24 protein-coding genes are annotated in these 25079 nt (G+C 71.3%); 12 read left to right on the top strand and 12 right to left on the bottom strand.

Annotated features, from left to right (window positions below; genetic code table 11):
* Window positions 1–274: 274 nt before the first annotated feature.
* The 5 genes from B072_RS0128380 to B072_RS0128360 all read left to right on the top strand — a co-directional run bounded on the left by B072_RS0128380 (window position 275) and on the right by B072_RS0128360 (window position 5276).
* Window positions 275–1036 (top strand): DeoR/GlpR family DNA-binding transcription regulator, encoded by a 762-nt coding sequence (locus tag B072_RS0128380; protein ID WP_018533346.1) that lies wholly within the window; start codon window positions 275–277, stop codon window positions 1034–1036.
* A 115-nt stretch (window positions 1037–1151) separates the two neighbouring features.
* On the top strand, window positions 1152–2522 hold the full coding sequence (locus tag B072_RS0128375) for an ABC transporter substrate-binding protein (RefSeq protein WP_018533345.1): 1371 nt from the start codon (window positions 1152–1154) through the stop codon (window positions 2520–2522).
* Complete coding sequence (locus B072_RS0128370) at window positions 2519–3460, top strand: carbohydrate ABC transporter permease (RefSeq protein ID WP_018533344.1); 942 nt, start codon at window positions 2519–2521, stop codon at window positions 3458–3460. Before B072_RS0128375 ends, B072_RS0128370 begins: the two co-directional genes overlap by 4 nt.
* Complete coding sequence (locus tag B072_RS0128365) at window positions 3457–4290, top strand: carbohydrate ABC transporter permease (RefSeq protein WP_018533343.1); 834 nt, start codon at window positions 3457–3459, stop codon at window positions 4288–4290. Before B072_RS0128370 ends, B072_RS0128365 begins: the two co-directional genes overlap by 4 nt.
* Window positions 4287–5276 carry a zinc-dependent alcohol dehydrogenase family protein gene (locus tag B072_RS0128360; RefSeq protein ID WP_018533342.1) on the top strand — a complete coding sequence of 330 codons (990 nt, stop codon included), beginning with the start codon at window positions 4287–4289 and terminating at the stop codon, window positions 5274–5276. The genes B072_RS0128365 and B072_RS0128360 overlap by 4 nt, the downstream gene beginning before the upstream one ends.
* A 104-nt stretch (window positions 5277–5380) precedes the next feature.
* On the opposite strand, the gene B072_RS0128355 is transcribed toward B072_RS0128360, so the two are convergent.
* Entirely contained in the window at window positions 5381–6622 is a 1242-nt protein-coding gene (locus B072_RS0128355) for a TerD family protein (protein ID WP_018533341.1), read from the bottom strand.
* 113 nt (window positions 6623–6735) lie between these two features.
* A complete protein-coding gene (locus tag B072_RS0128350; RefSeq protein WP_018533340.1) occupies window positions 6736–7329 on the bottom strand; it encodes a TetR/AcrR family transcriptional regulator in 594 nt (197 codons plus the stop codon).
* A 161-nt stretch (window positions 7330–7490) separates the two neighbouring features.
* Here B072_RS0128350 and B072_RS0128345 point away from each other — a divergent pair, with 161 nt between their 5' ends.
* Entirely contained in the window at window positions 7491–8990 is a 1500-nt protein-coding gene (locus tag B072_RS0128345; protein ID WP_018533339.1) for an MFS transporter, read from the top strand.
* A gap of 50 nt (window positions 8991–9040) precedes the next feature.
* On the opposite strand, the gene B072_RS0128340 is transcribed toward B072_RS0128345, so the two are convergent.
* Entirely contained in the window at window positions 9041–10618 is a 1578-nt protein-coding gene (locus B072_RS0128340) for a TROVE domain-containing protein (RefSeq protein ID WP_018533338.1), read from the bottom strand.
* Window positions 10619–11060: 442 nt separating this feature from the next.
* Here B072_RS0128340 and B072_RS0128335 point away from each other — a divergent pair, with 442 nt between their 5' ends.
* A complete protein-coding gene (locus B072_RS0128335) occupies window positions 11061–12494 on the top strand; it encodes an amino acid permease (protein ID WP_043244891.1) in 1434 nt (477 codons plus the stop codon).
* 4 nt (window positions 12495–12498) lie between these two features.
* Here B072_RS0128335 and B072_RS0128330 read toward each other — a convergent pair whose 3' ends face one another.
* Complete coding sequence (locus tag B072_RS0128330; RefSeq protein ID WP_018533336.1) at window positions 12499–13935, bottom strand: alkaline phosphatase PhoX; 1437 nt, start codon at window positions 13933–13935, stop codon at window positions 12499–12501.
* Between the two features lie 116 nt (window positions 13936–14051).
* Between B072_RS0128330 and B072_RS0128325 the strand changes: the two genes are divergently transcribed.
* The 4 genes from B072_RS0128325 to B072_RS0128310 all read left to right on the top strand — a co-directional run bounded on the left by B072_RS0128325 (window position 14052) and on the right by B072_RS0128310 (window position 16895).
* Complete coding sequence (locus B072_RS0128325; RefSeq protein WP_043244813.1) at window positions 14052–14816, top strand: SDR family NAD(P)-dependent oxidoreductase; 765 nt, start codon at window positions 14052–14054, stop codon at window positions 14814–14816.
* A gap of 161 nt (window positions 14817–14977) precedes the next feature.
* A complete protein-coding gene (locus B072_RS0128320) occupies window positions 14978–15226 on the top strand; it encodes a hypothetical protein (protein ID WP_043244812.1) in 249 nt (82 codons plus the stop codon).
* Between the two features lie 47 nt (window positions 15227–15273).
* Window positions 15274–16437, top strand: a complete 1164-nt coding sequence (locus B072_RS0128315; protein WP_026246386.1) for a hypothetical protein — start codon at window positions 15274–15276, stop codon at window positions 16435–16437.
* An 11-nt stretch (window positions 16438–16448) separates the two neighbouring features.
* Window positions 16449–16895, top strand: a complete 447-nt coding sequence (locus B072_RS0128310; protein ID WP_018533332.1) for a hypothetical protein — start codon at window positions 16449–16451, stop codon at window positions 16893–16895.
* Between the two features lie 228 nt (window positions 16896–17123).
* On the opposite strand, the gene B072_RS0128305 is transcribed toward B072_RS0128310, so the two are convergent.
* Complete coding sequence (locus B072_RS0128305) at window positions 17124–18581, bottom strand: hypothetical protein (RefSeq protein WP_018533331.1); 1458 nt, start codon at window positions 18579–18581, stop codon at window positions 17124–17126.
* A 268-nt stretch (window positions 18582–18849) separates the two neighbouring features.
* Here B072_RS0128305 and B072_RS0128300 point away from each other — a divergent pair, with 268 nt between their 5' ends.
* Window positions 18850–20685 (top strand): endonuclease/exonuclease/phosphatase family protein, encoded by a 1836-nt coding sequence (locus tag B072_RS0128300; protein WP_018533330.1) that lies wholly within the window; start codon window positions 18850–18852, stop codon window positions 20683–20685.
* A 15-nt stretch (window positions 20686–20700) separates the two neighbouring features.
* Here the strand turns inward: B072_RS0128300 and B072_RS0128295 are convergent, their stop codons facing one another.
* The 7 genes from B072_RS0128295 to B072_RS46875 form a co-directional block, all read right to left on the bottom strand.
* A complete protein-coding gene (locus B072_RS0128295) occupies window positions 20701–21471 on the bottom strand; it encodes an SRPBCC family protein (protein ID WP_018533329.1) in 771 nt (256 codons plus the stop codon).
* The gene (locus B072_RS0128290) at window positions 21468–22115 is read right to left on the bottom strand and encodes an ArsR/SmtB family transcription factor (RefSeq protein ID WP_018533328.1); all 648 of its coding nucleotides are present in this window, start codon (window positions 22113–22115) and stop codon (window positions 21468–21470) included. Before B072_RS0128290 ends, B072_RS0128295 begins: the two co-directional genes overlap by 4 nt.
* 156 nt (window positions 22116–22271) lie before the next feature.
* The gene (locus B072_RS45745) at window positions 22272–22838 is read right to left on the bottom strand and encodes a hypothetical protein (protein ID WP_018533327.1); all 567 of its coding nucleotides are present in this window, start codon (window positions 22836–22838) and stop codon (window positions 22272–22274) included.
* A 77-nt stretch (window positions 22839–22915) separates the two neighbouring features.
* Entirely contained in the window at window positions 22916–23593 is a 678-nt protein-coding gene (locus B072_RS0128280; RefSeq protein WP_018533326.1) for a hypothetical protein, read from the bottom strand.
* The gene (locus B072_RS48800) at window positions 23590–23736 is read right to left on the bottom strand and encodes a hypothetical protein (RefSeq protein ID WP_018533325.1); all 147 of its coding nucleotides are present in this window, start codon (window positions 23734–23736) and stop codon (window positions 23590–23592) included. The genes B072_RS0128280 and B072_RS48800 overlap by 4 nt, the downstream gene beginning before the upstream one ends.
* A 125-nt stretch (window positions 23737–23861) precedes the next feature.
* Window positions 23862–24785 carry an aminoglycoside phosphotransferase family protein gene (locus tag B072_RS0128270; protein ID WP_018533324.1) on the bottom strand — a complete coding sequence of 308 codons (924 nt, stop codon included), beginning with the start codon at window positions 24783–24785 and terminating at the stop codon, window positions 23862–23864.
* Window positions 24739–24999, bottom strand: coding sequence for a hypothetical protein (locus B072_RS46875; protein WP_078506609.1), 261 nt, complete (start codon window positions 24997–24999; stop codon window positions 24739–24741). Before B072_RS46875 ends, B072_RS0128270 begins: the two co-directional genes overlap by 47 nt.
* Between the last annotated feature and the right edge of the window lie 80 nt (window positions 25000–25079).

Genomic DNA, 25079 nt, shown 5'->3' with positions numbered 1-25079 from the left:
GAGACACCGGGCGCCACACGGGCCCGCACGGGCCCATCCGGTCACGATCCGGGCCCGCGCACCCCGTCGACCGGGCATCCGTCCCGCCCGAACCCACAGCCACCCCGGCTCCCGCCCAGGTCCGAGCCGGGCAGCCACGCCGTGAAGCGGGCCCGAACGGGCAGCATCGCCTCCGCGACAGACCTGGCCACCGCCCCGTACCGCCGGTACAAATTCCCGTGTGGGCCGCACCGGGCCCGAACGGGCAACGGGCTTCCAGGGAGGCGGGACCGCAATGAGCGCCGAGGAACGGCAGCGCGAGATCGTGCGCGCGGCACGCCGCACCGGCTCCGTCGACGTCGCCGAGCTCGCGGTCGAGCTGGGCGTCGCCAAGGAGACGGTCCGCCGCGATCTGCGCGCCCTGGAGGACCACGGTCTGGTCCGGCGCACGCACGGCGGGGCGTATCCGGTGGAGAGCGCCGGGTTCGAGACGACGCTCGCGTTCCGCACGACCATGCACGTACCCGAGAAGCGGCGGATCGCGTCGGCCGCGGCCGAACTGCTCGGTGACGCGGAGACGGTCTTCGTCGACGAGGGGTTCACCCCGCAGCTGATCGCGGAGGCGCTGCCGCGCGACCGGCCGCTGACCATCGTCACGGCGTCGCTCGCCACGGCGGGCGCCCTCGCCGAGGCGGAGAACACCTCGGTGCTGCTGCTCGGCGGCCGGGTGCGCGCGGGCACGCTCGCCACCGTGGACCACTGGACGACGAAGATGCTCGCCGGCTTCGTCATCGACCTCGCCTACGTCGGCGCCAACGGCATCAGCCGCGACCACGGCCTGACCACCCCCGATCCGGCGGTCAGCGAGGTCAAGGCGCAGGCGATCCGGGCGTCGCGGCGCACGGTCTTCGCGGGCGTGCACACCAAGTTCGGGGCGGTCAGCTTCTGCCGCTTCGCGCCCGTGGGCGCCCTGGAGACGATCGTCACGAGCACCCAGCTGCCCGCCCCCGAAGCACACCGCTATTCGCTGATGGGACCGCAGGTCATCCGCGCCTGACGCGGCAACACCCCGCCAACTCCCTTGTCCCGCAAGGGAGTCGACCTCGCACACCCTCCTACGTACCACTTCGCACGATTTCATCCATATACGCCACGGAAGTCCAGGAGCATCCATGCGAACCCAGAGCCGACGGAGGCCGCCGGGCGCCCTGCTCGCGACGGCCGCCGCAGGGACGCTGCTCACCCCTCTCCTGTCCGGCTGCTGGGCCGGCGCGGGCGGACTCGGGGGCGGCGACTCCATCAACGTCCTGATGGTGAACAACCCGCAGATGACCGAGTTGCAGAAGCTCACCGCCCGCCACTTCACCCGCGAGACCGGCATCAAGGTGAACTTCACGGTCCTGCCCGAGAACGACGTCCGCGACAAGATCAGCCAGGACTTCGCCAACCAGGCCGGCCAGTACGACGTCGCGACGCTCTCCAACTACGAGATCCCGATCTACGCCCGCAACGGCTGGCTGCACGAGCTGGGCCCGTACGTGAGGAAGGACCCCGGCTTCGACCAGCGGGACATCCTCGAACCGATGCGGGAGTCCCTCACCGGCGACGACGGCAAGCTGTACGGCGAGCCCTTCTACGGCGAGTCGTCCTTCCTGATGTACCGCAAGGACGTCTTCGCGAAGAAGGGCCTGAAGATGCCCGCGCACCCGACCTGGCAGCAGGTCGCGGACCTCGCGGCGAAGGCCGACGGCGCCGAGTCCGGCATGAAGGGCATCTGCCTGCGCGGGCTGCCCGGCTGGGGCGAGCTGATGGCGCCGCTGACGACGGTCGTGAACACCTACGGCGGCACCTGGTTCGACAAGGACTGGAAGGCACGCCTGACGGACCCCGGCTTCAAGAACGCGACGCGCTTCTACGTGAACCTCGTGCGCGAGCACGGCGAGGCGGGCGCCGCCCAGTCCGGCTTCGCCGAGTGCCTCAACAACCTCACCCAGGGCAAGACCGCGATGTGGTACGACGCCACGTCCGCCGCCGGCTCCCTCGAGTCCGCCAAGTCCCCGGTCAAGGGCAAGATCGGCTACGTCGCCGCGCCGACCGAGAAGACGAGGTCCAGTGGCTGGCTGTACACCTGGGCGTGGGGGCTGCAGAAGGCGTCTCACAACCCGGACAAGGCGTGGAAGTTCATCTCGTGGGCGTCCGGCAAGGAGTACGAGAAGCTCGTCGGAAAGCAGTTCGGCTGGGCCAACGTCCCCGCGGGCAAGCGCAGTTCGACGTACGACATCCCCCAGTACCGCGCCGAGGCGGACGCCTTCCAGGACCAGACCCGCGCCGCCATCGAGGGCGCCAAACCGCGCGATCCGGGCGTGCAGCCGCGGCCCGCGCCCGGCATCCAGTTCGTCGGCATCCCCGAGTTCACCGATCTCGGCACCAAGGTCTCGCAGGAGATCAGCGCGGCGATCGCCGGGCGCCAGTCCGTCGACTCGGCCCTGCGGAAGTCCCAGAAACTCGCCTCCGAGATCGCGAAGGAGTACGAGGGCCGATGACGACCATGACCTCGGCCCCCGCGGCCACCACTCAGCCGGAGACCAGCCGCCGCACCCCGCCGCGCCGGCTGCGCGCCTGGGCCACCCGCGCACCCCTGCTGCCCGCCCTCGTCTTCATGATCGTGGTCACCCAACTCCCCTTCGTGGCCACGCTGGTGATCTCGTTCTTCGACTGGAACGCCCTCTACCCGGACGCCCGCCACTTCACCGGCTTCGGCAACTACTCGGAGGTCCTCACCGACCCCGATCTGCGCAAGTCGGTGCTGACCACGATCGTGCTGACGGTGACCGTGGTCGTGGTGAGCCTGGTCGTCGGACTCGGGCTCGCGCTGCTCCTGGACCGTCGGTTCCGGGGCCGCGGCATCGTCCGTACGCTGCTGATCGCGCCGTTCCTCGTGGTGCCGGTGGCGGCGGCACTGCTGTGGAAGCACGTGCTGTACAACCCCGAATACGGCCTGCTCAACGGCCTGTTGCACTATGTCGGCGGCCCACAGCCCGACTGGATCTCGAACACCCCGCTGCTCGCGGTGGAGATCTCCCTGATCTGGCAGTGGACGCCGTTCATGATGCTGATCCTGCTCGCCGGGCTGCAGTCGCGCTCCCCCGAACTCATCGAGGCCGCGCGGATGGACGGCGCCGGGCCCTGGCAGGTCTTCCGCCATCTGACCCTGCCGCACCTGCGCCGCTACCTCGAACTCGGGGCGCTGCTCGGCTCGATCTACATCGTGCAGAACTTCGACGCGGTGTTCACCCTGACCTCCGGCGGTCTGGGCACGGCGAACCTGCCCTACACCGTCTACCAGACCTTCTACCAGGCCCACGAGAACGGCATCGCCTCGGCGGCCGGAGTGCTCGTCGTCATCGGTTCGATCATCATCGCGACGTTCGCGCTGCGCGTCGTGTCGTCGCTGTTCCGCGAGGAGGTGTCACGCGGATGAAGCTCCCAACCGCCTTGAAGGGCAAGGGACTCGGGCTCGCCGCCTGGCTGCTCGGCATCGTCTTCTTCCTGCCGATCGCCTGGATGGCGCTGACCTCCTTCCACTCGGAGGAGGACGCGGCGACCAATCCGCCGTCCTTCGCCGCCTCCCTCACCCTCGACGGCTACCGCGACTTCTTCGGCGCCGGCGGCGGCGCGAGCCCGTGGCCCGCTCTCATCAACTCGACGGTGGCGTCGCTGGCCTCGACGCTGTGCGTCCTGATCCTGGCCCTGCCGGCCGCGTACGCGCTGTCGATCCGCCCGGTGAAGAAGTGGACGGACGTCCTGTTCTTCTTCCTGTCGACGAAGATGCTGCCGGTGGTGGCGGGCCTGCTGCCGATCTACCTCTTCGCGAAGAACACGGACTTCCTCGACAACATCTGGCTGCTGGTCATCCTCTACACGTCGATGAACCTGCCGATCGCGGTGTGGATGATGCAGTCGTTCCTCGCGGAGGTCCCGGTCGCGGTGATCGAGGCGGCCCAGATCGACGGCGCCCGACTGCCGACCGTCCTCACCCGGGTGGTCGCGCCCATCGCCCTGCCCGGCATCGCGGCGACGGCCCTGATCTGCTTCATCTTCTCCTGGAACGAACTTCTCTTCGCCCGGGTGCTGACCGGCGTCGTCGCCCAGACCGCACCCGTCTTCCTGACCGGCTTCATCACCAGCCAGGGCCTGTTCCTGGCGAAGGTGTGCGCCGCGTCGCTCGTGATCTCCCTGCCGGTGCTCGCCGCGGGGTTCGCCGCCCAGGACAAGCTGGTCCAGGGCCTGTCGTTGGGAGCTGTGAAATGAAGGCCGCGATCGTCGAGTCCGTCGGCAAGGTCGTCGTCGGCGAGGTGCCCGACCCGACACCGGGGCCCCGGGACGTGGTCGTGGAGGTCGCGGCGTGCGGCCTGTGCGGCACCGATCTGCACATCCTCCAGGGCGAGTTCGCGCCGACCCTGCCGGTCGTGCCCGGCCACGAGTTCGCAGGCACGATCGTCGAACTCGGCGGCGACGTCACGGAGTTGGCGATCGGTGACCGGGTCGCGGTGGATCCGTCGCTGCACTGCCACGAGTGCCACTACTGCCGGGCAGGACGCGGCAACCTGTGCGAGCGCTGGGCCGCGATCGGCGTGACGACGTCCGGCGGCGCCGCCCAGTACGCGCTCGCCCCCGCCGCCAACTGCGTCCGGCTGCCGGAGCACGTCCGCACCCAGGACGCGGCGCTCATCGAGCCACTGTCCTGCGCGGTCCGCGGCTACGACGTGCTCAACGCCCGCCTCGGCGCGCACGTCCTGATCTACGGCTCGGGCACGATGGGCCTGATGATGCTGGAACTGGCCAAGCGGACGGGCGCGGCGAGCGTCGACGTGGTGGACCTGAACCCGGACCGCCTGGCGACGGCCCGGCGCCTGGGTGTCTCGGCGTCCGCCGCCGGGCCCGACGAGCTGGACCGCCCCGCCGGCTGGGACGTCGTGATCGACGCGACCGGCAACGCGGCGGCGATCCAGGACGGCCTCGGCCGGGTCGCGAAGGCCGGCACCTTCCTGCAGTTCGGCGTGGCGGACTACGCAACCCGCGTCACGATCGACCCGTACCGCATCTACAACCAGGAGATCACCATCACCGGGTCGATGGCGGTCCTGCACAGCTACGAACGAGCGGCGGAACTCTTCGCGGGCGGCGTCCTCGACCCCGGGATCTTCATCAGCGACCGCCTCCCCCTGGACGCGTACCCGCAGGCCCTCGACCAGTTCGCGTCGGGGGTGGGCCGGAAGATCGTGGTGGTGCCGTAGCACCACCACGCCCGTTCAAGCCCCTCCGGCGGCTGAGGAGCGGGGCCCGGGGCGGAGCCCCGCGACCTCAACACCGGAGGGCCGAACCTCGGAACTCCGAAACGCTAGAGCGACGAAGCCGCGGGCTTCACCATCCCGCGCACGGTCCGCGACTTCACGAAGTCGCCCATCGCCGTCATCTCCCACTCACCGCTGAACTGCTTGATCAGCTTGGCCATCATCACGCCGGTCTGCGCCTCGGCGTTCGTGAGGTCGAAGCGGACCAGTTCCTCGCCCGTCGCGGCGTCGAGCAGCCGGCAGTACGCCTTGGCGACCTCGGTGAACTTCTGGCCCGAGAACGAGTTCACCGTGAAGACCAGGCCCGTGACCTCCTGCGGGAGCCGGCCCAGGTCGACGACGATCACCTCGTCGTCACCGCCGCCCTCGCCCGTGAGGTTGTCACCCGAGTGCTTGATCGCGCCGTTCACGATCGACAGCTTGCCGAAGTAGCAGCTGTCGATGTGGTTGCGCTGCGGGCCGTAGGCGATGACCGAGGCGTCCAGGTCGATGTCCTTGCCGCGGAACGCGGGCTCCCAGCCGAGACCCATCTTGACCTGGCTCAGCAGCGGCTGGCCCCCCTTGACCAGGGACACCGTCTGGTTCTTCTGGAGGGAGACGCGGCCCTTGTCCAGGTTGATCTTGCCGCCGCCCTGCGCGGGGGCGGCGGCCGGGGCCGGGGCCGCGGCCTGCGGCGGGGGCGGCGCGAGGCGCGGGTCGACCGGAGGAGTCGTCGGCGCGGGCGGCGTGGCCACCGGGGCGGGGGCGGCCGGTGCGGCCACGGTGGAGGCGGGCGCCGGGGCGGCCGGGGCCGCGGGCTCCTCGACCGAGACGCCGAAGTCGGTGGCGATGCCCGCCAGACCGTTCGCATACCCCTGGCCGACCGCGCGGGCCTTCCACGCCCCGTTGCGCAGGTACACCTCGATGATCACCAGCGCCGTCTCCGCGCCGAGCTGCGGCGGGGTGAACGTGGCGAGGACCGAGCCGTCGTCCGCGCCGCGGATCGTGGCCGTGGGCTCGATGCCCTGGAACGTCTGGCCCTCGGCGTCCGGGCTCGCGGTGACGACGATCTTCTCGATGCCCGGCGGGACGGCGGCGGTGTCCACGGTGATCGAGTCCGGGGACGTGCCCCCGCCCGACGTGTAGGTGACACCCGGCCCCGAGGGCTGGTTGTAGAAGATGAAGTCGTCGTCGGAGCGCACCTTGCCGTCGGCGGTGAGCAGCAGGCCCGATACGTCGAGCCGCACGGGGGCCGTGACGTCCACCGCCACGCGCTGCGCCGTGAGCGGGATGTTCGAGCCGGGGGTCATAGCGGTCATGCCAGGGGTAACGAGCAGATCCGCTTTACCGTTCCCTTACCGAAGACTTTTCTTGCGCACCCCGCGCACCCCGCGCACCCCGCGAGCCCCGAGAGCGCCCCGGGCTACGCGGGCGGCCGCAGCCCCTCCAGCATCAGCCGCCGGTAGCGGGCCATGTCCCGGGCGTCACCGCCGCCCATCTCGGCCGCCTCGACCACGGCGTGGTTCAGCCGCAGCAGCTCCAGGTGGGTCAGGTCGGCCCGCACCGCGCCCGCCTCCTGCGCCGCGGCGAGCAGGTCGGCGGCCGCCGTCTTGAGGCAGTCGCCGCACCGGGTGACGACGGGCGCCGGGCCCTCGGAGACGGCGGCGCCGAGCAGCGGTTTGATGGCGCGCGCCCGCACGATCTGCTCACCGAGCTCCGCGAGCCAGGCGAACAGCGCCTCGCCGGCCGGCAGTTCCGCGCGCAGCTTCCGCGCCCGCTCGGCCAGTTCCTCGAAGAGGTCGACGTACACGGCCTCCATGAGGGCCTCGCGCGTCGGGAAGTGCCGGTAGAGCGTGCCCGAGCCGACACCGGCCCGCTTGGCGATCTCGTCGAGGGAGGCCTGGGCCCCCTTCTCGGCGAACGCCGCCCCGGCCTCCCGCAGGAGCCGTTCGTAGTTGCGGCGCGCGTCGGCACGCTTCGGCCTGACCGGTCGGCCGGCCGCTTCCACCTGGGCCATCGATGCCTCCTCCGGGGGCGCCTTCGGAACCCCTTGCACAACCGGGGGCGGTCTCCGTATCTTAGCCGGAGCTAAACGGAGACAGTCCCCGCTTCATCTCGCGGGCAGTCCGGGCTGCCCGCGCACCCACTCAACCCACCGTCCCTGTACGGGAGTCGAGCATGTCCTCCGCACCGCCCGCAACCGGATCCACAGCCCCCGCAGAGCGCACCGTAACGCGCTCCGGCGCGGTCCTCACCCTCATCGTCACCGCCTACCTGATGGTGGGCCTCGACTCCACCGTCGTGAACGTGGCGCTCCCCGACATCCAGCGCACCCTCCACTTCAGCCCCACCGGCCTGTCCTGGGTGCTCAACGCCTACACCCTCGCCTTCGGCGGCCTGCTCCTCCTGGCCGGACGCGCGGGCGACCTCCTCGGCCGCCGCGCGACGCTGACCTGCGGAGTCCTGCTCTTCGCCGCCGCTTCACTGGCCGGCGGGCTCGCCACGGACGGCGCGTTACTGCTGGCGGCGCGCGCGGCCCAGGGCGTCGGCGCCGCGCTGATCGCCCCCAGCACCCTCGCGCTCATCACCACCCACTTCCCCGACGGGCAGGCCCGCCACCGGGCGCTCGCCGTCTACTCCTCGATGGCCGGAATCGGGGCGTCCATCGGTCTGGTGCTCGGCGGCGCCCTCACGGACCTCGCGTCCTGGCGCTGGTCGCTCCTGATCAACGTACCGATCGGCGTCGCCCTCGCTCTCGCCCTGCCCCGCACGGTCCGCGAAACCCCGCGCGGCCGGGGAAGGTTCGACGTGTCCGGGGCGGTCACCGGCACGGCCGGCATGTTCTTCCTCGTCTACGCCTTCATCCGCGTCTCGGACCGCTCCTGGACCGACCCCCGCGCCCTGACCTGCTTCTTCTGCGCGGCGGCGCTCCTCGCCGGATTCCTCTGCGTGGAGGCGCGCGCCCGGCAGCCCATCGCCCCGCTCACCCTCTTCAAGGACCGGAACCGGGCGGCCGCCTACGCGACCATCTTCCTGCTGCCCGCGGGCAACTTCGGCGCCTTCTACTTCCTGACGCTCCACATCCAACAGGTCCTGGACTACAGCCCGTTGAAGGCGGGCTTCGCGTTCCTCCCGCTGACGGCCGCGGTGTTCGTGACGGTGCGGCGCGTACCGCGCCTGCTCGCCCGCTTCGGCACCAAGCCGCTCCTGATCACCGGCTCCCTGCTCATGATCGCGACGGGTGTCTGGCTCAGCCGCCTGGACGTCGGCGACGGCTACGCGGCCGGCCTGCTCGGCCCGATGCTGCTGCTCGGCACGGGCGTCGGCCTGAGCTTCATGCCGCTGAACGCGACGATCCTGGCGGGCGTCACCCCGGCCGAGGCGGGCGCGGCCTCGGGCCTGCTCCAGACCTTCCAGTGGCTGGGCGGCACGCTGGGCCTGGCGGCACTGGTCACGGTCTACGGCACGGCGACACGCGGCGCCCACGGCTCCCCGGACACGATCCTGGTCCACGGCGCGACCAGGGCGTTCGAGATGGGCGCACTGATCGCGACGGCGGCTCTGCTGACCATCATGGTGGCCCTCAAGCCCCGCAAGGGGCGCGGGGCCGTGTCCGACAGCGGCTCCGCCGCGGGGCGCGAGCAACCACAGACCACCCGCACCCGGCAACGAACCTGACCAGGCAGATGAAGAACCGGGGTTGAGCGGCCCGAGCCGCTCAACCCCGGCTACGCCCAAGGCCAGTCGGCACCCCGCCCCGCCTCGATCAACGACACCATCCGGAACGCCGCGTCGGACAGCCCGCCGAACACGTGCCGGTTCCCCGCGCCGGACGGCGCGTGCCCGGCCCGGTACCCGGCCAGGTTCCACGTGTACACCGGCACCCGGTCCGGCACCTGCTCGGTCGGGTCGCCGTGCCAACTGTGGTGTGCCTGCTCGTCGGTGACGATCAGCACCCGGTCGTGCCCCCGGTAGTGCCGCCGCACGGCCTCGGTCGTGTTCGTCCCGCCCAGGTTCCCGAACCGGTCGAGCACCTTCAGTGCGGACTCGCCCCGCCGGAACTCCACGGGCGCGCTGTCCGTACCGAACTGCACCAGGTCCGCGTCGGCGGCCCGCAGCGCGAGCGCCGCCCCGAACACGGCGGCCGCGTCCGCCCGGTTGAGCCGCGACCGTGCGGACAGCGGACTCCACATGGAGCCGGAACGGTCCACGAGGATCAGTGAACGGCCTTCCAGGGCGGGCACGTTGGCCAGCGAGTGGCCGAGCGCCCGCTCCAGCGGGTACGCCCAGCGCAGCGACGGGGCGTGCCGGTACGCGGCGAGGTAGCGGAAGGGGAACTGCCGCGACCGCGCGACCTCGGCCGGGTCGGAGATCCTCGCGGCGACGCGCGCCGCGACCTCGTCGCCGACCCCCGCCTCGTCGAAGTTCCGCAGATTCCTCACCAGCGCCATCGCGCCCATCGACGGAATCACTGCCTCCCAGGCCGCCCGGTCCATCGGACCCCGCAGCCAGCCGGCCAGCGCCTCCCACGTCATCCCGGCGGCGGCGAGCCGCTCGGCGCCGTCGGGAGCGAGCAGCACGGCCCGCCGCTCGGCGACGGGCACCGCCATCAACTCCCGGTGCGCCACGAGCACTTCACTCGACGCCGGGGCCACGGCCGTGTCCGGGTGGTGCCGCCGGTCGAGCGCGTACGCGAACAGCTCGCCCTGCCACGCCTTGTCCGGGTCGGGCGCCGCGTGCACCAGGTTGAGGACGTCGCCGAAGCGGTAGCCCTTGGACGCGGTGTCGTACTTCAGGAGCGCCTTGCCGTGGTACAGGCGGCGCACCGCGTCGCCGACGCCGCGCTTGACGGGCTTCGGAAGGGCGCGCCCGTACGTCTGCGTCCAGTACCCGAGCAGCTCGCCGGGCTCGTCGGGCCGGCGCAGCACGGAGGCGACGACCTGCCGGTTCGACGGGCCGTCCGTGACGCCCGCGTCGAGGCGCGCCTTCACGTACTCCGCGGCGCCCACCAGCGACGCCGTCCGCAGGTTGCCCTCGCCGCGCAGCCAGCCGAGCAGACCCGCGGTCCACTCCGGGTCGGTCACGGCGAGCTGGCGCACGAGCGCGGCGAACCGGTCGTCGCGGTCCGCGCCGGACTCGTAGAAGGTCTGCTGGGAAACGAAGTTGGCGACCGCGAGCAGGAAAAGCTCGGACCGCTGGTCCCGCTCGAATCCGCGGCCGCCCTCGTGCGTGCGCGTGGTGCGGCCGGTGGTCCGTACGGCGGAAAGGACGGCGGCCTTGGCTGTCTTGCGGTTGAAACGCGCCATGAGAATTCCCCCGAATTCATGCGTGGTCACTCGGAGGGAGGCACGGCGAATGGAGGGTGCCCGAGGATAGAGTCGGCGACGGAAAACAGCCTGGTGCTCTTCCCCTTGAGCTACGACGACCCGAAGTCGCCGACGAGGACTCGAACCCCGCAACCGCCAGATCCAGAAGTATCCGTCGCCTGCGCACCGGGCACCCACCATCTGCCGCGCCTCCCGAGTTCAAGGTGGCCGCGGCGGTGATTTCTTTGCGAGAGAAGTAGCCGCGGCCTTCGCACCGGGAGGTGCGTCAGTCTTTGCGAGAAAAACTCTAGGACGGCGCGCATCAGCCACGCCAAGCATTTAATTTGCGAGAGTTCCCGGCGTGCACCAGGACAAAGACTCACACCCCCAAGGCTCACACGCTCACGGCTCGCGTCCCCACGACTCTCACGTCGACGATCCGATCACCGCCGAAGGGGTCACCGACGCCGGTGACCTCGGGTACAGCAAGGCCCTGAAATCTCGGCACATCAGCATGATCGCGATCGGCGGCGCGATCGGCACCGGGCTCTTCCTGGGCGCGGGCGGCAACCTCGCCAAGGCAGGGCCCGCCCTCGCCTTCGCCTACGCCATCTGCGGCGTCTTCGCGTTCTTCGTCGTGCGGGCCCTCGGAGAGCTGGTGGTGCACCGCCCCTCGTCGGGCTCGTTCGTGAGCTACGCGCGGGAGTTCCTGGGCGAGCGCGGCGCGTACGTGGCGGGCTGGATGTACGTCCTGAACTGGTCGACCGCCGGCATGGCCGACATCACGGCGGTCGCCCTGTACGTGCACTACTGGTCGATGTTCACGTCGATCCCGCAGTGGGCGCTCGCCGCCGTCGCGCTGGCGATCGTGCTCACCGTGAACCTGATCTCCGTGAAGAGCTTCGGTGAGATGGAGTTCTGGTTCGCCATCGTCAAGGTCGCGGCGCTCGTGCTGTTCCTGCTGATCGGGATCTTCTTCCTCGTCACGGGGAAGCCGGTCGACGGGCACGAGCCGGGCTTCACCCTGATCAGCGACAACGGCGGCTTCTTCCCGCTGGGCGTGCTGCCCGTCATCCTCATCACGCAGACCGTGGTCTTCGCGTACGCGGCCGTGGAGATGGTCGGCGTGACGGCGGGCGAGACCGAGGAGCCGGAGAAGGTCGTGCCGCGGGCCGTGAACTCGATCATGTGGCGGGTCGCCATCTTCTACGTCGGCTCCGTGGTGCTGCTGACGCTGCTGCTGCCGTGGACGGCGTACTCCGCGGACCAGAGCCCGTTCGTGACGGTCCTGTCGAAGATCGGGGTGCCGTCGGCCGGCGGCATCATGAACCTGGTGGTGCTGACCGCCGCCATGTCGTCCCTGAACTCCGGCCTCTACACGACGGGCCGCATCCTGCGCTCGATGTCGATGGCGGGCTCGGCGCCCTCCTTCACGGCCCGGATGAGCCGCAGCCACGTCCCGTACGGCGGGATCCTGCTGACGGCGACGGTGGCCCTGTTCGGTGTCGCGCTGAACGCGTGGCTGCCCGACGACGCGTTCGCGATCGTCACGAACATCTCCTCGCTCGGCGTCATCTCCACCTGGTGCATGATCATGCTCTGTCACCTGGTGTTCGTGCGGCGGGCCAGGGAGGGGCTGGTGCGGCGGCCCTCGTTCCGGCTGTGGGCGTCGCCGTGGATCGAGCTGGTGACGATCGCGTTCCTGATCGGCGTGATCGTGATGATGTGGTTCGACAAGGACGGCGCGGGCCGGGACACCGTCCTGATGCTCATCCCGATCGCGGTGTGTCTGACGGCCGGCTGGTACGCGGTGCGCGGGCGGGTCCACCGCATCGCCTCGGAGAGCGAGGCGCCGCCGGTGGACCCGCTGGGGTGAGGTGCTACTTCTGACGCTTCCAGGGGCCGGTGATGGCGAGCATGATGCCCGGCGTCTGGATGTTGGCGAACAGGGTGCGGCCGTCGGGCGAGAAGGTGACGCCCGTGAACTCGCTGTACTCCGGCTCCTGTGCGGAGCCGATGTTGAGCTCGTTGCGCGCGATCGGGTACGTGCGGCCCTTCTCGGTCGCGCCGAACAGGTGCTGCACGCCCTCGCCGTCCTCGGCGATGACGAGGCCGCCGTACGGGGAGACCGTGATGTTGTCCGGGCCGTCGAAGGCGCCGTCCTTCGACGGGTCCGGGTTCACGCCGAGCAGCACCTTCAGGGTGAGGGTGCGGCGCTTGGGGTCGTAGAACCAGACCTGGCCGTCGTGCTGGACGGGGCTCTCCGCGCGGGCGAACGAGGAGACGATGTACGTGCCGCCGTCACCCCACCACATGCCCTCCAGCTTGCGGGCGCGGGTGATCTCGCCGTCCTTGAACTGCTTGCGCGTGGAGACGGTCCTGGCGTCGCGGTCGGGGACGTCCACCCAGTCGACGCCGTACGTCGTGCCGATCTTCGTGGCGCGCGAGAGGTCGTCGACGAACCGGCCGCCCGAGTCGAAGCACTTGAACGCCTGGAGCACGCCCGCGTCGTCGGCGAGGGTGCGCAGCTTGCCGCGGCCGTGGTGGAAGTGCTCCGGCGGGGTCCAGCGGTAGAGCAGGCCGTTGGGGCCCGCGGCGTCCTCGGTGAGGAAGGCGTGGCCGCGCTTGGGGTCGATGACGACGGCCTCGTGGGCGTAGCGGCCGAACGCCTTGACCGGCTTGGGCGCCCGGTTGGCGCGGCGGTCGTAGGGGTCGACCTCGAAGACGTAGCCGTGGTCCTTGGTGAAGCCCTTGGCCCCGGCCTTGTCCTCGGTCTCCTCGCAGGTCAGCCAGGTGCCCCACGGGGTGGAGCCGCCCGCGCAGTTGGTGGCGGTGCCGGCGATGCCGACCCATTCGGCGACCGCGCCGCCGCGTCGCACCTCGACGACGGTGCAGCCGCCGGCCGCGCCCGTGTCGTAGACGAGGCCCTCGGTGAGCGGCACCGGGTGCGGCCAGTCGGCGCGGGCGCCGGCCAGCTCGTGGTTGTTGACGAGGAGGGTGGTGCCGCGCGGGCCCTCGAAGGTGGCGGTGCCGTCGTGGTTGGACGGGGTGAACTCGCCGGACTCCAGTGTGGTCTTCCCGCTGTAGGTGATGACCTCGTACGAGAAGTGGGCGGGCAGGGCGAGGAGCCCGTCGGGGTCGGGGATCAGCGGGCCGTAACCGACGCCGTGCTCGTGGTCATGATCGTGGTCGTGCCCGTTGTCCGTGGCCGCGAGCGCGTTCGGCGCGGTGGCGAGGGCGCCGACGGACCCGGCCAGGGCCACGCCCGCGCCGGTGGCCGCGGAGCGTCTGGCGAAGTCCCTGCGAGTGAGCGACATGTGGCTGTCTCCCGTTGGAAGTGGGTGGGGCGGGGGGCGGGCCTCTTTCGGCCACACGTTCTCGCTCGCGTATAAACGGCGGTTGAACACCGTCCTACGTCGAGGGGCCTGCTTCCATGACTTCAGTGAACCTGCCGGAATCCGGACGCCGGGTGCTCGTGAGCGGCGCGTCGCGCGGTCTCGGACGGGCACTGGCCCGCCGGTTCGCCGCGAACGGCGACCGGGTCGCCGTGCACTACGCGTCCCGGGAGGCCGAGGCGCGGGCCACGCTCGACTCGCTCGACGGCGACGGGCACGTCCTCGTCGGCGGCGACGTGTCCGACCCGGCGGGCGCGGCGTCGATCGCCGGGCGCGCGGCCGAGGGCCTGGGCGGCATCGACGTCCTCGTGAACAACGCGGCCGTGAACCTGCCGCACCCGCCCGCCACCACCTCGTACGAACAATGGTCGGAGCTCTGGCAGCGGCATGTGGCGGTGAACCTGCTCGGTACCTCGAACCTGAGTCACCTGGCCGCACACCGCATGATCGACCAGGGCGCGGGTGGCCGGATCGTGAACGTCGGCTCGCGCGGCGCCTTCAAGGGCGAGCCGGACCACCCCGCGTACGGGGCGACGAAGGCCGCCGTGCACGCGCTCGGGCAGTCCCTCGCGGTCGCGCTCGCGCCGCACGGGATCGGGGTGGCGTCGGTGGCGCCCGGGTTCATCGAGACGGAGCGGGTCGCGCACCGGTTGACGGACGAAGTACGGGCGCAGAGTCCCTTCGGCCGGGTCGCGTCCGCGGACGAGATCGCCGGGGCCGTGCTGTGGCTGGCGTCTCCCGGGGCGCAGTGGGCCTCGGGAACCGTCCTCGACCTCAACGGTGCCTCCTACCTGCGCACATGACAGCGCTTGCCACAAAGGTCGGAAGAATCTTCGTAAAGAAGGTCAACAGGCACACCTCATACCCAAACCCAAGATTTCACGCAGAACGCCTTGACCACACTGCCGGGCGGCAATAGACAGGGCCTACCTGCATCACCCGCAGAGGGGGGTGGCGAGCCGAAGTGGACGCACGTCAGGCACGCGGCCTCCATGAGAGCCGGCTGATGAAGCTGGCCAATGTCACCGGAGTCGGGATCGGGAGGGACGAGCACTCGGGGACGGACGTCATCGTCGTCTTCGTCACCCGCAAAGTGCCCCGCGACCGGCTCCCCGCGGACGACGTGGTTCCACAGCAGCTCGAGGGCGTGCCGGTGCGCGTATTGGCGATCGGCGACGTCCGGGCCCAGGACGAGACGCCCGACGGGCTCTGAGAGAACCCCCGCACACACGTGAACGTCAGGGGAAGAGGTGGTCTGGCGTGAGCCAGCCCGAATTGATGCGAGGACCCGCCGGCGGTCAGCTCAGCGACAGCTCCCGCCAGCAGGCACAGAGCGACTTCCTGCGGCGCGAACAGCCGCTGGCCAACGTGGTCGGCTACGGCCACGGCGTGAAATGGGTCGACGGACAGCCCACCGGCGAGCCGGCCGTCCTGGTCTTCGTGACCCAGAAGCTCTCCGAATCCATGCTGCCCGAGCGGGATGTGATTCCCCGTCAGATGGATGACGGCACCCCCACCGACATCGTGGCCGTAGGCCAGATCTCCGCCCAGCGGCGGCAGAGCCGGCCGTCCGCCGGCGGACACCAGCAGGAGGGCATCACCTACGGGCCCGACGGCGGCGTCTCCCAGCAGCTCGGCGGCATGATGAGCCAGCCGCTGCTCGAGGAGCTCGGCGGTCTGCAGACCTTCGAGCCGCAGGTACTGGTCCGCCGGATGCGCCCGGCGCCCTCCGGCTTCTCGATCGGCAACGTGGCCATCACCGCCGGCACGCTCGGCAGCGTGGTCTACGACTTCCTGCCGGGCGCCACCGTGGACCCGCCGGGCCCCGGTCTCGGCACCCCGGCCAAGTTCTACGTCCTGTCCAACAACCACGTGCTCGCCGACTCCAACCGGGCCCAGCTCGGCAGCGTCATCGTGCAGCCCGGCACGTTCGACGGCGGCACCAGCCCCGCGGACCGGATCGCCACGCTGTCCCGGTTCATCACCATCCAGTTCGCCCCGCAGACCCCGCTCGACCAGCACAACAACGTGGTCGACGCGGCGCTCGGCGAGGTCCAGTTCCAGGACGCCACCCGCGAGCAGTACTTCAGCGGCGCGCCGCGTGCCTGGCGGCGCAAGGCGAACGTCGCGGTCGGCGACCTGGTGAAGAAGACCGGCCGCACGACGAACATCTCCTTCGGCCGGATCATCGCGGTCGACGCGACGATCGACGTGAACTACGGCACCGCGGGGACGGCCCGCTTCAAGGACCAGATCCTCACCACGAACATGTCCGCGGGCGGCGACTCCGGGTCCCTGGTGACCTCGCTCGACAACGTGGCGACGGGCCTGCTGTTCGCCGGTTCCTCGCAGGTCACGGTCGCCAACCACATCGAGAACGTACGCGCCCTGCTGCGCGTCGAGATCGCCGAGCAGCTGGCATAGGAGGTGACGTCATGACCACTCAGGCACGCAAGCAGAAGGGCCAGTCCCGCGCCGAGCACCGGTTCCACAACCCGCAGGGCGCGGAGGTCAAGACGCGCGACGAGGCGTTCGCCGCGCAGCAGGACGTGTCCGCGGAAGCGGTGTCGGTCGACTGCAAGCTGGAGCTCAACAACGGCCAGATCACCTTCGCCATCACCGCGAAGATCAACCCGAACACGCACCCCTACGTGGTGACCGGCGGGCAGATCACGTCGGGCATCTGCGGCGCCCCGTGGGACATCACGGGCGGCTTCATCGGCGACACGTTCCGCCTCGACGCCAAGCGCGCCGGGCAGGGCTCCTGCGCCAACACCATCACGATCGTCGGCGAGTACCAGAACCCGCCGGCGTACCGGGGCACGTACGGCTTCGACGGGGCGACGTCGTCCTTCAAGCACACGACGCGCTATCTCTGCTAGCGGGTGGCACGGCGGGCCGGTGCTTTCCGTCACCGGCCCGCCGTGTTCGACACGCCCTGCCCGGCCGCGGCTCTCGTCGTGGCCGGTCGCGCAGTTCCCCGCGCCCCTGAGGCATGCGCTGCGCGCAGCCTCCCCTGGGCGAGCGAAGCTCGCTTCCAGGGGCGCGGGGAACTGCGCGAGAAGCCCCACCCGCCCGAGGCCGCCCGCGAAACAGAAACCCGGCAGAACCTATTGCGCCGCCGACCGAGCCTTGAAGGCGGCCTTGCGGGCCTCCTTGGCGACCTTCTTGTCCGGGTGGAGGCGGCCCATCGCCTCCAGGACGTCGGCCGTGGCCGGGTGCTCGACGCGCCACGCCGCGGCGAAGAACCCGCTGTGCTGCGCGGCGAGCCCCTCCACCAGAGCCTGGAGCTCGTCCGAGTTGCCCTCCAGGGAGAGCTGCGCGGCGATCGTGTCGACGGTGAGCCAGAAGACCAGGTCCTCCGAGGGCGCGGGGATGTCCGCGCAGCCGTGCTCGGCGAGCCAGACCCGGGCCAGGCCGCCGAGCTCCGGGTCGTCGAGGACCTCGCGCAACGCGGGCTCGGCCGCGCCGCCGACCAGTGACAGGGCCTGCTGACAGCGCAGCCGGCGCAGCGGCGCCCCCTCGTCGGCGCCCCGCGCCGCACCGAGCAACTCCCGTGCGGCGCCCAGCGGTTCACGCCGTTCGAGCCACTGCTCGATCTCGGCCTGGGCCGCCGCCTGCGGGAACCCGGACGTGCTGTCGAGGAGCACGTCGGCCCCCTTGTCCGCGAGGTCGCCGACGGCCGGCGCGTCCACGCCCGCCTCCAGCATCCGCGCCCGGATCCCGTACAGGCCGAGCGGGGTGAGCCGCACCATGCCGTAGCGGGAGACGTCGGACTCGTCGACCGGCTCGTCGGAGGCCGCGTCGTCGATGTCCGCCATCAGCGCCTCGTCGACCGGCTGGAACTCCACGAGCCCCACCGGGTCGAGCAGCCGGAACTGGTCGTCGAGCCGCATCATCGCGTCCGACACCTGCTCCAGGACGTCGTCGGTGGGCTCGCCCATGTCGTCGGGGACGATCATCGACGCGGCGAGCGCGGGCAGCGGCACGGGCGCGTCACCGGCGCCGCCGCCGTCGGCCACGGTCAGCAGGTACAGATTGCCGAGCACGCCCTCCAGGAACTCGGCCTCCGCCTCGGGGTCCCATTCGAGCTGGGAGAAGTCGATCTCGCCGGAGCCGTTCTCGAGGTCCATGGCGCCGACCAGGTCGTCGAGGTCGGGCACGCTCGCGTCGGCGAGGACCACGTCGAGGGCGCCGAGCCACAGGCCGAGGATGTCGGCCGGGCTGCCGGAGGCGATGACGCCGAGCTCCTCGCCCGCGGTCACGGTCCCCTCCTCCTCGTCCACGATCTCGACGAGTCCCGTGTCCACCGCGATCTGCCAGGCCTCGCTCGCGAACGCGATGCCCTCGCCGTCGTCACCGTCGCCGTCGACGGCGAGTCCCAGTTCGGCCGCGGCGGCGGGCAGCTGCTCTTCGACGAGTTCGCCGCCCGCGCCGACCCGGGTCCCGGGCCCGGCCCAGCGGGCGAGCCGCACCGCGCGCGACAGGAGGGGGGTGGCAAGGGCGTCCCGCGCCAGCTCCGCTTCGGCGGGCAGCCGCACCGGCGGCAGGGGGGAGCTGTCTGACATCGGCTGGTTCTCCTCGGGGCCGTACAAGAGTCATACGTTGCGACGGCTCAGCGTAGACGGATTTGACCCTTTGCTGCCCAGTTCATGTACCCGTCAGGTTTCGGTCGCCCGGGAGACATCCGCGAAACCTTGACAACTCCCCTGCCCAGGAAAGAGATTGACGCGCGTAGATGCAGAAAGGGCGGCGCTCCGCCGCCAGGCCCGCCCGCACCGCCTCGCTCCACCCTCGTCCCGGCGCTCGCCACACGCACGTCCCCGGAGGGATCCCTTGTCGAGCAAGCACGTACCTTCCCGCTCCCGTCTCGCCGCGCTCGCCGTCGCCACCGCGAGCTGCGCCACGTACGCGGTCGTCGTCACCGCCCCCGCCCACGCGGCCACGGTCGCCATCCACGACATCCAGGGCAGCACCCGGACGTCCCCGCTCGCCGGCCAGACCGTCACGGACGTCTCGGGCGTCGTGACCGGCGTCAGAACGTACGGCTCGTCGCGGGGCTTCTGGTTCCAGGACACGGCCCCGGACGCGAACCCCGCCACCAGTGAGGGCGTCTTCGTCTTCACCAGTTCCACCCCGACGGTGAAGGCCGGTGACGCGGTGACCGTGTCCGGCACGGTCACCGAGTACGTGCCCGGCGGCGCCTCGTCCGGCAACCAGTCGCTCACCGAGATCACCAGGCCGACGGTGACCGTCGTGTCGTCCGGCAATCCGGTCCCGGTGACGACGATCAGCGCGAAGTCGGTCCCGAACGCGTACACGCCGGACGGCGACAGCGCGGCGAACGGCTCGATCAACGGCCTGACCCTGAACCCGAAGAAGTACGCCCTCGACTACTACGAGTCCCTGGAGGGCCAGAACGTACGGATCGGCCCGTCGCGGGTCGTGACCGCGTCCGACGCGTACGCGGAGCTGTGGGTCACGGTCAAGCCGAACGAGCACCGGACCAAGCGCGGCGGCACCCGCTACGGCTCGTACACCTCGCAGAACTCCGGGCGTCTGCAGATCCAGTCGCTCGGCACGACCGCCGACTTCCCGGTGGCCGACGTCAACGATGTCCTGGCCGGTACCACGGAGGGGCCGCTCGACTTCAACGCGTACGGCGGATACACGCTCGTGGCACGGGAGTTGGGCACCCTCGTCCCGTCCGGTCTGGGCCGCGAGACGACCCGGACGCAGAAGCCGGGCGAGCTGGCCGTGGCGACGTACAACGTCGAGAACCTCGACCCGACCGACGCCACCTTCGAGGAGCACGCCGCCGCGATCGTGCACCACCTGCAGTCGCCCGACATCGTGTCCCTGGAGGAGATCCAGGACAACAACGGCGCGAAGAACGACGGCACGGTCGCCGCCGACCAGACGATGGGCAGGCTGACCGACGCGATCGTCGCGGCGGGCGGCCCGAAGTACGAGTGGCGCTCCATCGACCCGGTGAACAACGCGGACGGCGGCGAGCCCGGCGGTAACATCCGCCAGGTGTTCCTGTTCAACCCCGGGCGGGTCTCGTTCACCGACCGCGCGGGCGGCGACGCCACGACGGCGGTCGGCGTGACGAGGACCGCCGACGGCAGCGCCGCGCTCACCGCGTCGCCGGGCCGCGTCGACCCGGCCTCCTCGGCCTGGACGAACAGCCGCAAGCCGCTGGCCGGCGAGTTCACCTTCCGCGGGAAGACGGTCTTCGTCATCGCCAACCACTTCGCCTCGAAGGGCGGCGACCAGGGCCTGACCTCGCAGTACCAGCCGCCCGCGCGCAGCTCCGAGACGCAGCGCCACGCGCAGGCGACGTCCGTGAACTCCTTCGTGAAGGAGATCCTCGCCGCCCAGAAGAACGCGGACGTCATCGCGCTCGGCGACATCAACGACTTCGAGTTCTCGGGCACGGCCGAGCGCCTGGAGGACGGCGGCGCGCTCTGGTCGGCCATCAAGTCGCTGCCGAAGAACGAGCGTTACACGTACGACTACCAGGGCAACAGCCAGGTCCTCGACCAGATCCTGATCAGTCCGTCGATCAAGGCGAAGGACGCGTTCACGTACGACAGCGTGCACATCAACAGCGAGTTCCACGACCAGATCAGCGACCACGACCCGCAGGTGCTGCGCCTGCGTCCGTAGTCGCCGAGCCGGCCGCTACGCGAACACCGAGGCGAGCCAGTCCCGCCAGGCGGCCTCGTTCTGCGCGGCGTCGGCGTCCGGCGCGAAGTCGTGGACGCTGACGCCGACCGGGGCGCCCCAGCGGCCGCGGCCGAAGATCCGGTACAGCGCGGTGTCGGTGCGCAGGCCGATGAACCAGTCGTTGCGGTAGTCGAGGACCGTGTCCAGGGTCTGGACCGTGTGTCCGGAAGGGCCCTGGACGCGGACCCGCGCGCCCTCGGCCGCGTCGTCGGGCAGGTTCAGCGCGCGGCCGACGGCGGCGAGGGCGTCCTTGCCGACCGAGGTGTCCGGCCCGTCCAGCGTGCTGAAGGCGGCCGGGCGGCCGGGGAAGAACGTGACGTACTGGCGCAGGGTGTGCAGGTAGAAGTCGGTGTGCTTGTCGGCGCCGTCGTAGTACTCGTCCCAGTTGTCGACGAAGATGCCGCTGTGGACGTAGCGGACCCAGGAGCGGGCTCCGCCGTCGCGGGCCTCGACCGTGTAGTCGAGCTGGTTGCTGGTCTGGAACGGGGGCAGCGAAGCCGGGTCCTCGGAGCGGACGGTCAGCCGGTGGGGCGGTTCCCACACGGTCAGTACGGAGTTGAAGGGGCCCGCTCCGCCCTGCTTGGGCTCGAACTCCATGGGCCACAGCCAGCCACCGGAATGGCGGGTGACGGCGTCCCAGACCTGCTCGGGCGAGGCGTCCACCTCGAACTCGCGGGGGATCTCGAACTCTTTCCCGGCTCCTGTGCCGCGTGTGTCGTCACTCATGTCTCTCGCTCCGCCAATTCGTGTTCTTCGGTGGGTGGTTGGGGCAGGGACGGGGTCCCCTCGGGCCGGACCGTCGGGTGCAGGGCGATCACCAGGCGGTGGTCGCGCCCCTGCACGGCGTCGGCCGCGTGGTACTTGCGGATCAGCGCGTCGACGCCCTGCGCCAGCTCCGTCACGAACGCCGCCCGGTCGGCGGCGGAGGCGAACCGCACCTCGCCGTCGAGCGCGAACGTCGCGAGCCGCTTGCGGGCGCGCGCGGCGCCGGTGAGCAGCGCGCCCACGTCCCGTACGAGCCGGGCGGCGAGCGCGAGGAGCCAGCGCGCGGAGAGCTGGTCGCGGGCCCGCTCCGGGTCGGGCTGCACGGCGCCGAGCGCACCGGGCGAGATCACGTAGGAGGCCGCGCTCGCCCGCATCAGGCGCTCGGTGACATTGCCCTTGCGTCTTTCACCGGCCAGCTCGACCAGGCCGTGCTTCTCCAGCGCCTTCAGGTGATAGTTCACCTTCTGCCGCGGCAGGCCGACCTTGGGCGCCAGCATCGCCGCGGACGCCGGGCCCGTGGCGAGCTCGGCCAGCAGCCTGGCCCTTATGGGGTCGAGCGAGACCGCGGCGGCGGCCGGATCCTCGATGACGGTGACGTCCAACATGACTCCACCGTCCCACCGAAAACTTTTTTTGTCCAGGCGAGGGAAATGTTCGGTCGGGGTGGGTGCGGGACCAGGTGCCGGACTGGGTGCCGCACTGGATGCCGGACTGGGTGCCGGACTGGGTGCCGGGCCGGGTGTCGGCCCGTCGTCGGGCCCTCAGAGGTCGGCGGGGGTCAGCCGCAGCGCGGGCCGGTAGCGGTCCCCCTCCACGGCGTCGCGCCCGCTCTCCCATGCGGCGCGGGCGAGGTACGCGGAGCCGTCGAGCGTGCGGTGCAGATGTACGGCGATCAGCCCTGGCCCCTCGACGGGCGCGGGCTCGCGCTCCCCCACCGTGACGGTGACGACCCGCGGGGCGCGGCCCCGAGCGAGCCCCCAACTGCTGTGCAGCAGGCGGGTCTTGTGCAGTCCGAGGCGGCGGATGCCGGGGACGGCGGCGTCGATCTCGGCGTTGCGGTCGTCGCGTCCGTTGCCGTCGCTGTCGCCCGCGCCGTGGAAGAAGTCCTCGTACGCGGCGAGGTCCCGCCACCGCGAGCGGTGCATCAGGGTCGTGCCGTCGGCGCCCTCGTCGACGCCGTAGGACAGCAGTCCGGTGTGCGGCCACGGCCGGGTCCGCCAGGCGCGTTCGATGGCGTCGAGCACAGCCCGCTGTCCGTCGGGGCCGCCCACGTCCCAGGTGGAGACGAGGGCCAGCTCGGTGTCCGGGTTCGTGGCGGGCGGGGCCATGGCTTCCTCCTGGAGGCGCGGCGGTGATCCACGCGTCCCAGGCTCGGCCCTCGACCGTGGTCGAGGTCAAGGCGCGGTCAGCGCACCCCCGGCTCGTCGCCGCCCATCGCCTCGCCGAGCCGCCCCAGCTGGCCCTGGAACCAGTCGAGTCTGGCCTGCAACAGGGCCGCCTCCGCGGCGAGTTCCGGCATCCCGGGCGCGTCGCCGAGGGCGTCCACGCCGGGTGCCGCCACGATCCGCAGCCCGCCCCCGGCGAGCCGCGCGAACGTGGCGAGGGTCCAGCGCGCCCGGCCTCCCGCGCAGCCGCCGCACGCGGCTTCGAGGGCCCGCCGCCCGTCGCGCCCCCACCCCGCGTCGGCGAGCACCGAGGCCCCGGCGCCGCACGGGCACGGCCCGACGGTCGCGGTGCGCACGCGTTGCCGGGCGTAGCGGAAGCCGCGCTCGAAGCGGATGTAGGGGCCGAGGACGGAGACCTCCAGGAGTACCGCCCTGCGATGCTCGGCCTGCACCAACAGGCCCTCGGCGGTGCCGCGTTCGTGCACGCAGTGGAAGCCGCAGTCGCAGCGCCGGTGAGGGGCGCGGTGCCGTCGTCCGTAGACGCACCGCGCCTCGTCCAGCACCCGGTAGGGCGCGGCCGCGCCGAGCGAGACGCCCAGGAAACCGGCACGCCCACCGTCCGCGTCGAGCACGAGGTGGGCGATCTTGTATCCGGTGGGCGGCTCCTTCGGGCGTTCCTCGGGGAGCCGCGTCCTCATCGGGCGGCCGGGACCTCGACGGGCTCCGGAGCGGCGTCCTCGGCGGGCAACTCCCGCTTCTCGTCGGTGATCTCGGGCTCCACGACGACGTCCCGCGGTGCTTCTTCGGCGATTCCGGTGGCGAGTGCCTTTCCGAGCCTCATGCTGCCTCCCCTGAACAACCCGTGAGCTACGGCCTCTCATGGTGGCGCATTCGGGGAGATTTGACACCGGCGCGCACCGGCGCACGGGCGCACTCGGCCTGCCATTCGGTCACGGTCCCGGGCCGCTACTCGGTCAGGGTCCCGGCCAGCCGCTCCGCGAGCACCACGATCTCGTCGCGCCGCGAGCCGTCGCGGGCCCGGCGGAATCCGTGCCGCATGCCCCAGAACGCGGCCTGGACGGCGTGGAGTTGGCACCAGCGCCGGACGCGCTCGCGGTCGAGCCCCGCGGCCTCGGCGAAGATGTCGATGCTGCGCCGCACGGCCTTGTCGAGGTCGTCCTCCGCCACGAGGAGCAGCATGTGCGCCTTCAGGGCCGCACCGGCGTCGTAGGCGGGGTCGCCGGCGCAGCCCTTCGGGTCGACGGCCAGCCAGGGTTCACGGTCGGCGGCCAGGATGTTCCTGGCGTGCAGGTCGCCGTGGACGAGCGTGTCCGGCTGGTTCCGGCCGAGTTCGCGCACGGCGGCGAGGGCGGCGTCCAGCACCCGGATCGGCATCCGGTGATCCAACTCGCCGTCGTCCTTGCGGAGTTGTGCCTCCCACTCGCCGGCGCTGTCCCGCAGTCGGGGCAGCTCCGGCGGGGCGGGGACGGCGAGTCTGCGGCTGATCCGTCCGGCGACGGCCATCATCTCGTCGGGGTCGCCGCACTGGGCGAGGGTCGTCGCCCCGGCTCGTTCGAGGAGCATGGCGTACCGGTCGTCGGCGCGCTCGTACAGGCGGACGGCGCCGCGTCCGTCCCACACCTGGAAGGCGTCCGGCTCGTGGACGTTGCCCGGGTGCGGGAACGACACCTTCATGGCGGCGGGCCTGCCGCCGCGCCGTACGGGGACGATCACGCCGACCCCGCCGTGCAGCACGTCACCGTCGGGAACGCAGTCCCAGAGTGCCGTCAACTCACCTACGATGTGCGGCAGTTGCTCGATCCAGGCCGCCCCGCGCTCCCCTTCACGCGCGACGGTTCCGTGTGCGAACGCCTCCGGCACCTCGATCATCCGGGCACCCTACGCCACCCCCGCACAGCGCGTACTCGTCCGCCACCACCGCCTCGGCGACGGCGACCACCCGCTCACCGGCGAGGCGCAGCCCCGCCTGCGAGTACGGCGGCGGCGCCGGATGCCCGCGCCGCCACCAGGCCGCGCCGGCCGCGTAGATCCCGCTCGCGCACATCAGCACGGGCATGGTCAGGGCCAGGACCACGTCTCGCACCAGAAACCCCTTATGAACTCAGAAACGCCTTCTGTGCAGTTCATCGGATTCCGGGCAGAGTGGCTGAAGATGCCCTCTCG

The organism is Streptomyces sp. HmicA12 (assembly GCF_000373565.1).
In the GTDB taxonomy this organism is placed as follows: Bacteria; Actinomycetota; Actinomycetes; order Streptomycetales; family Streptomycetaceae; genus Streptomyces.
The sequence above is the reverse complement of the archived record's forward strand: the minus strand, read 5'-3'. Positions and strand labels throughout refer to the sequence as shown.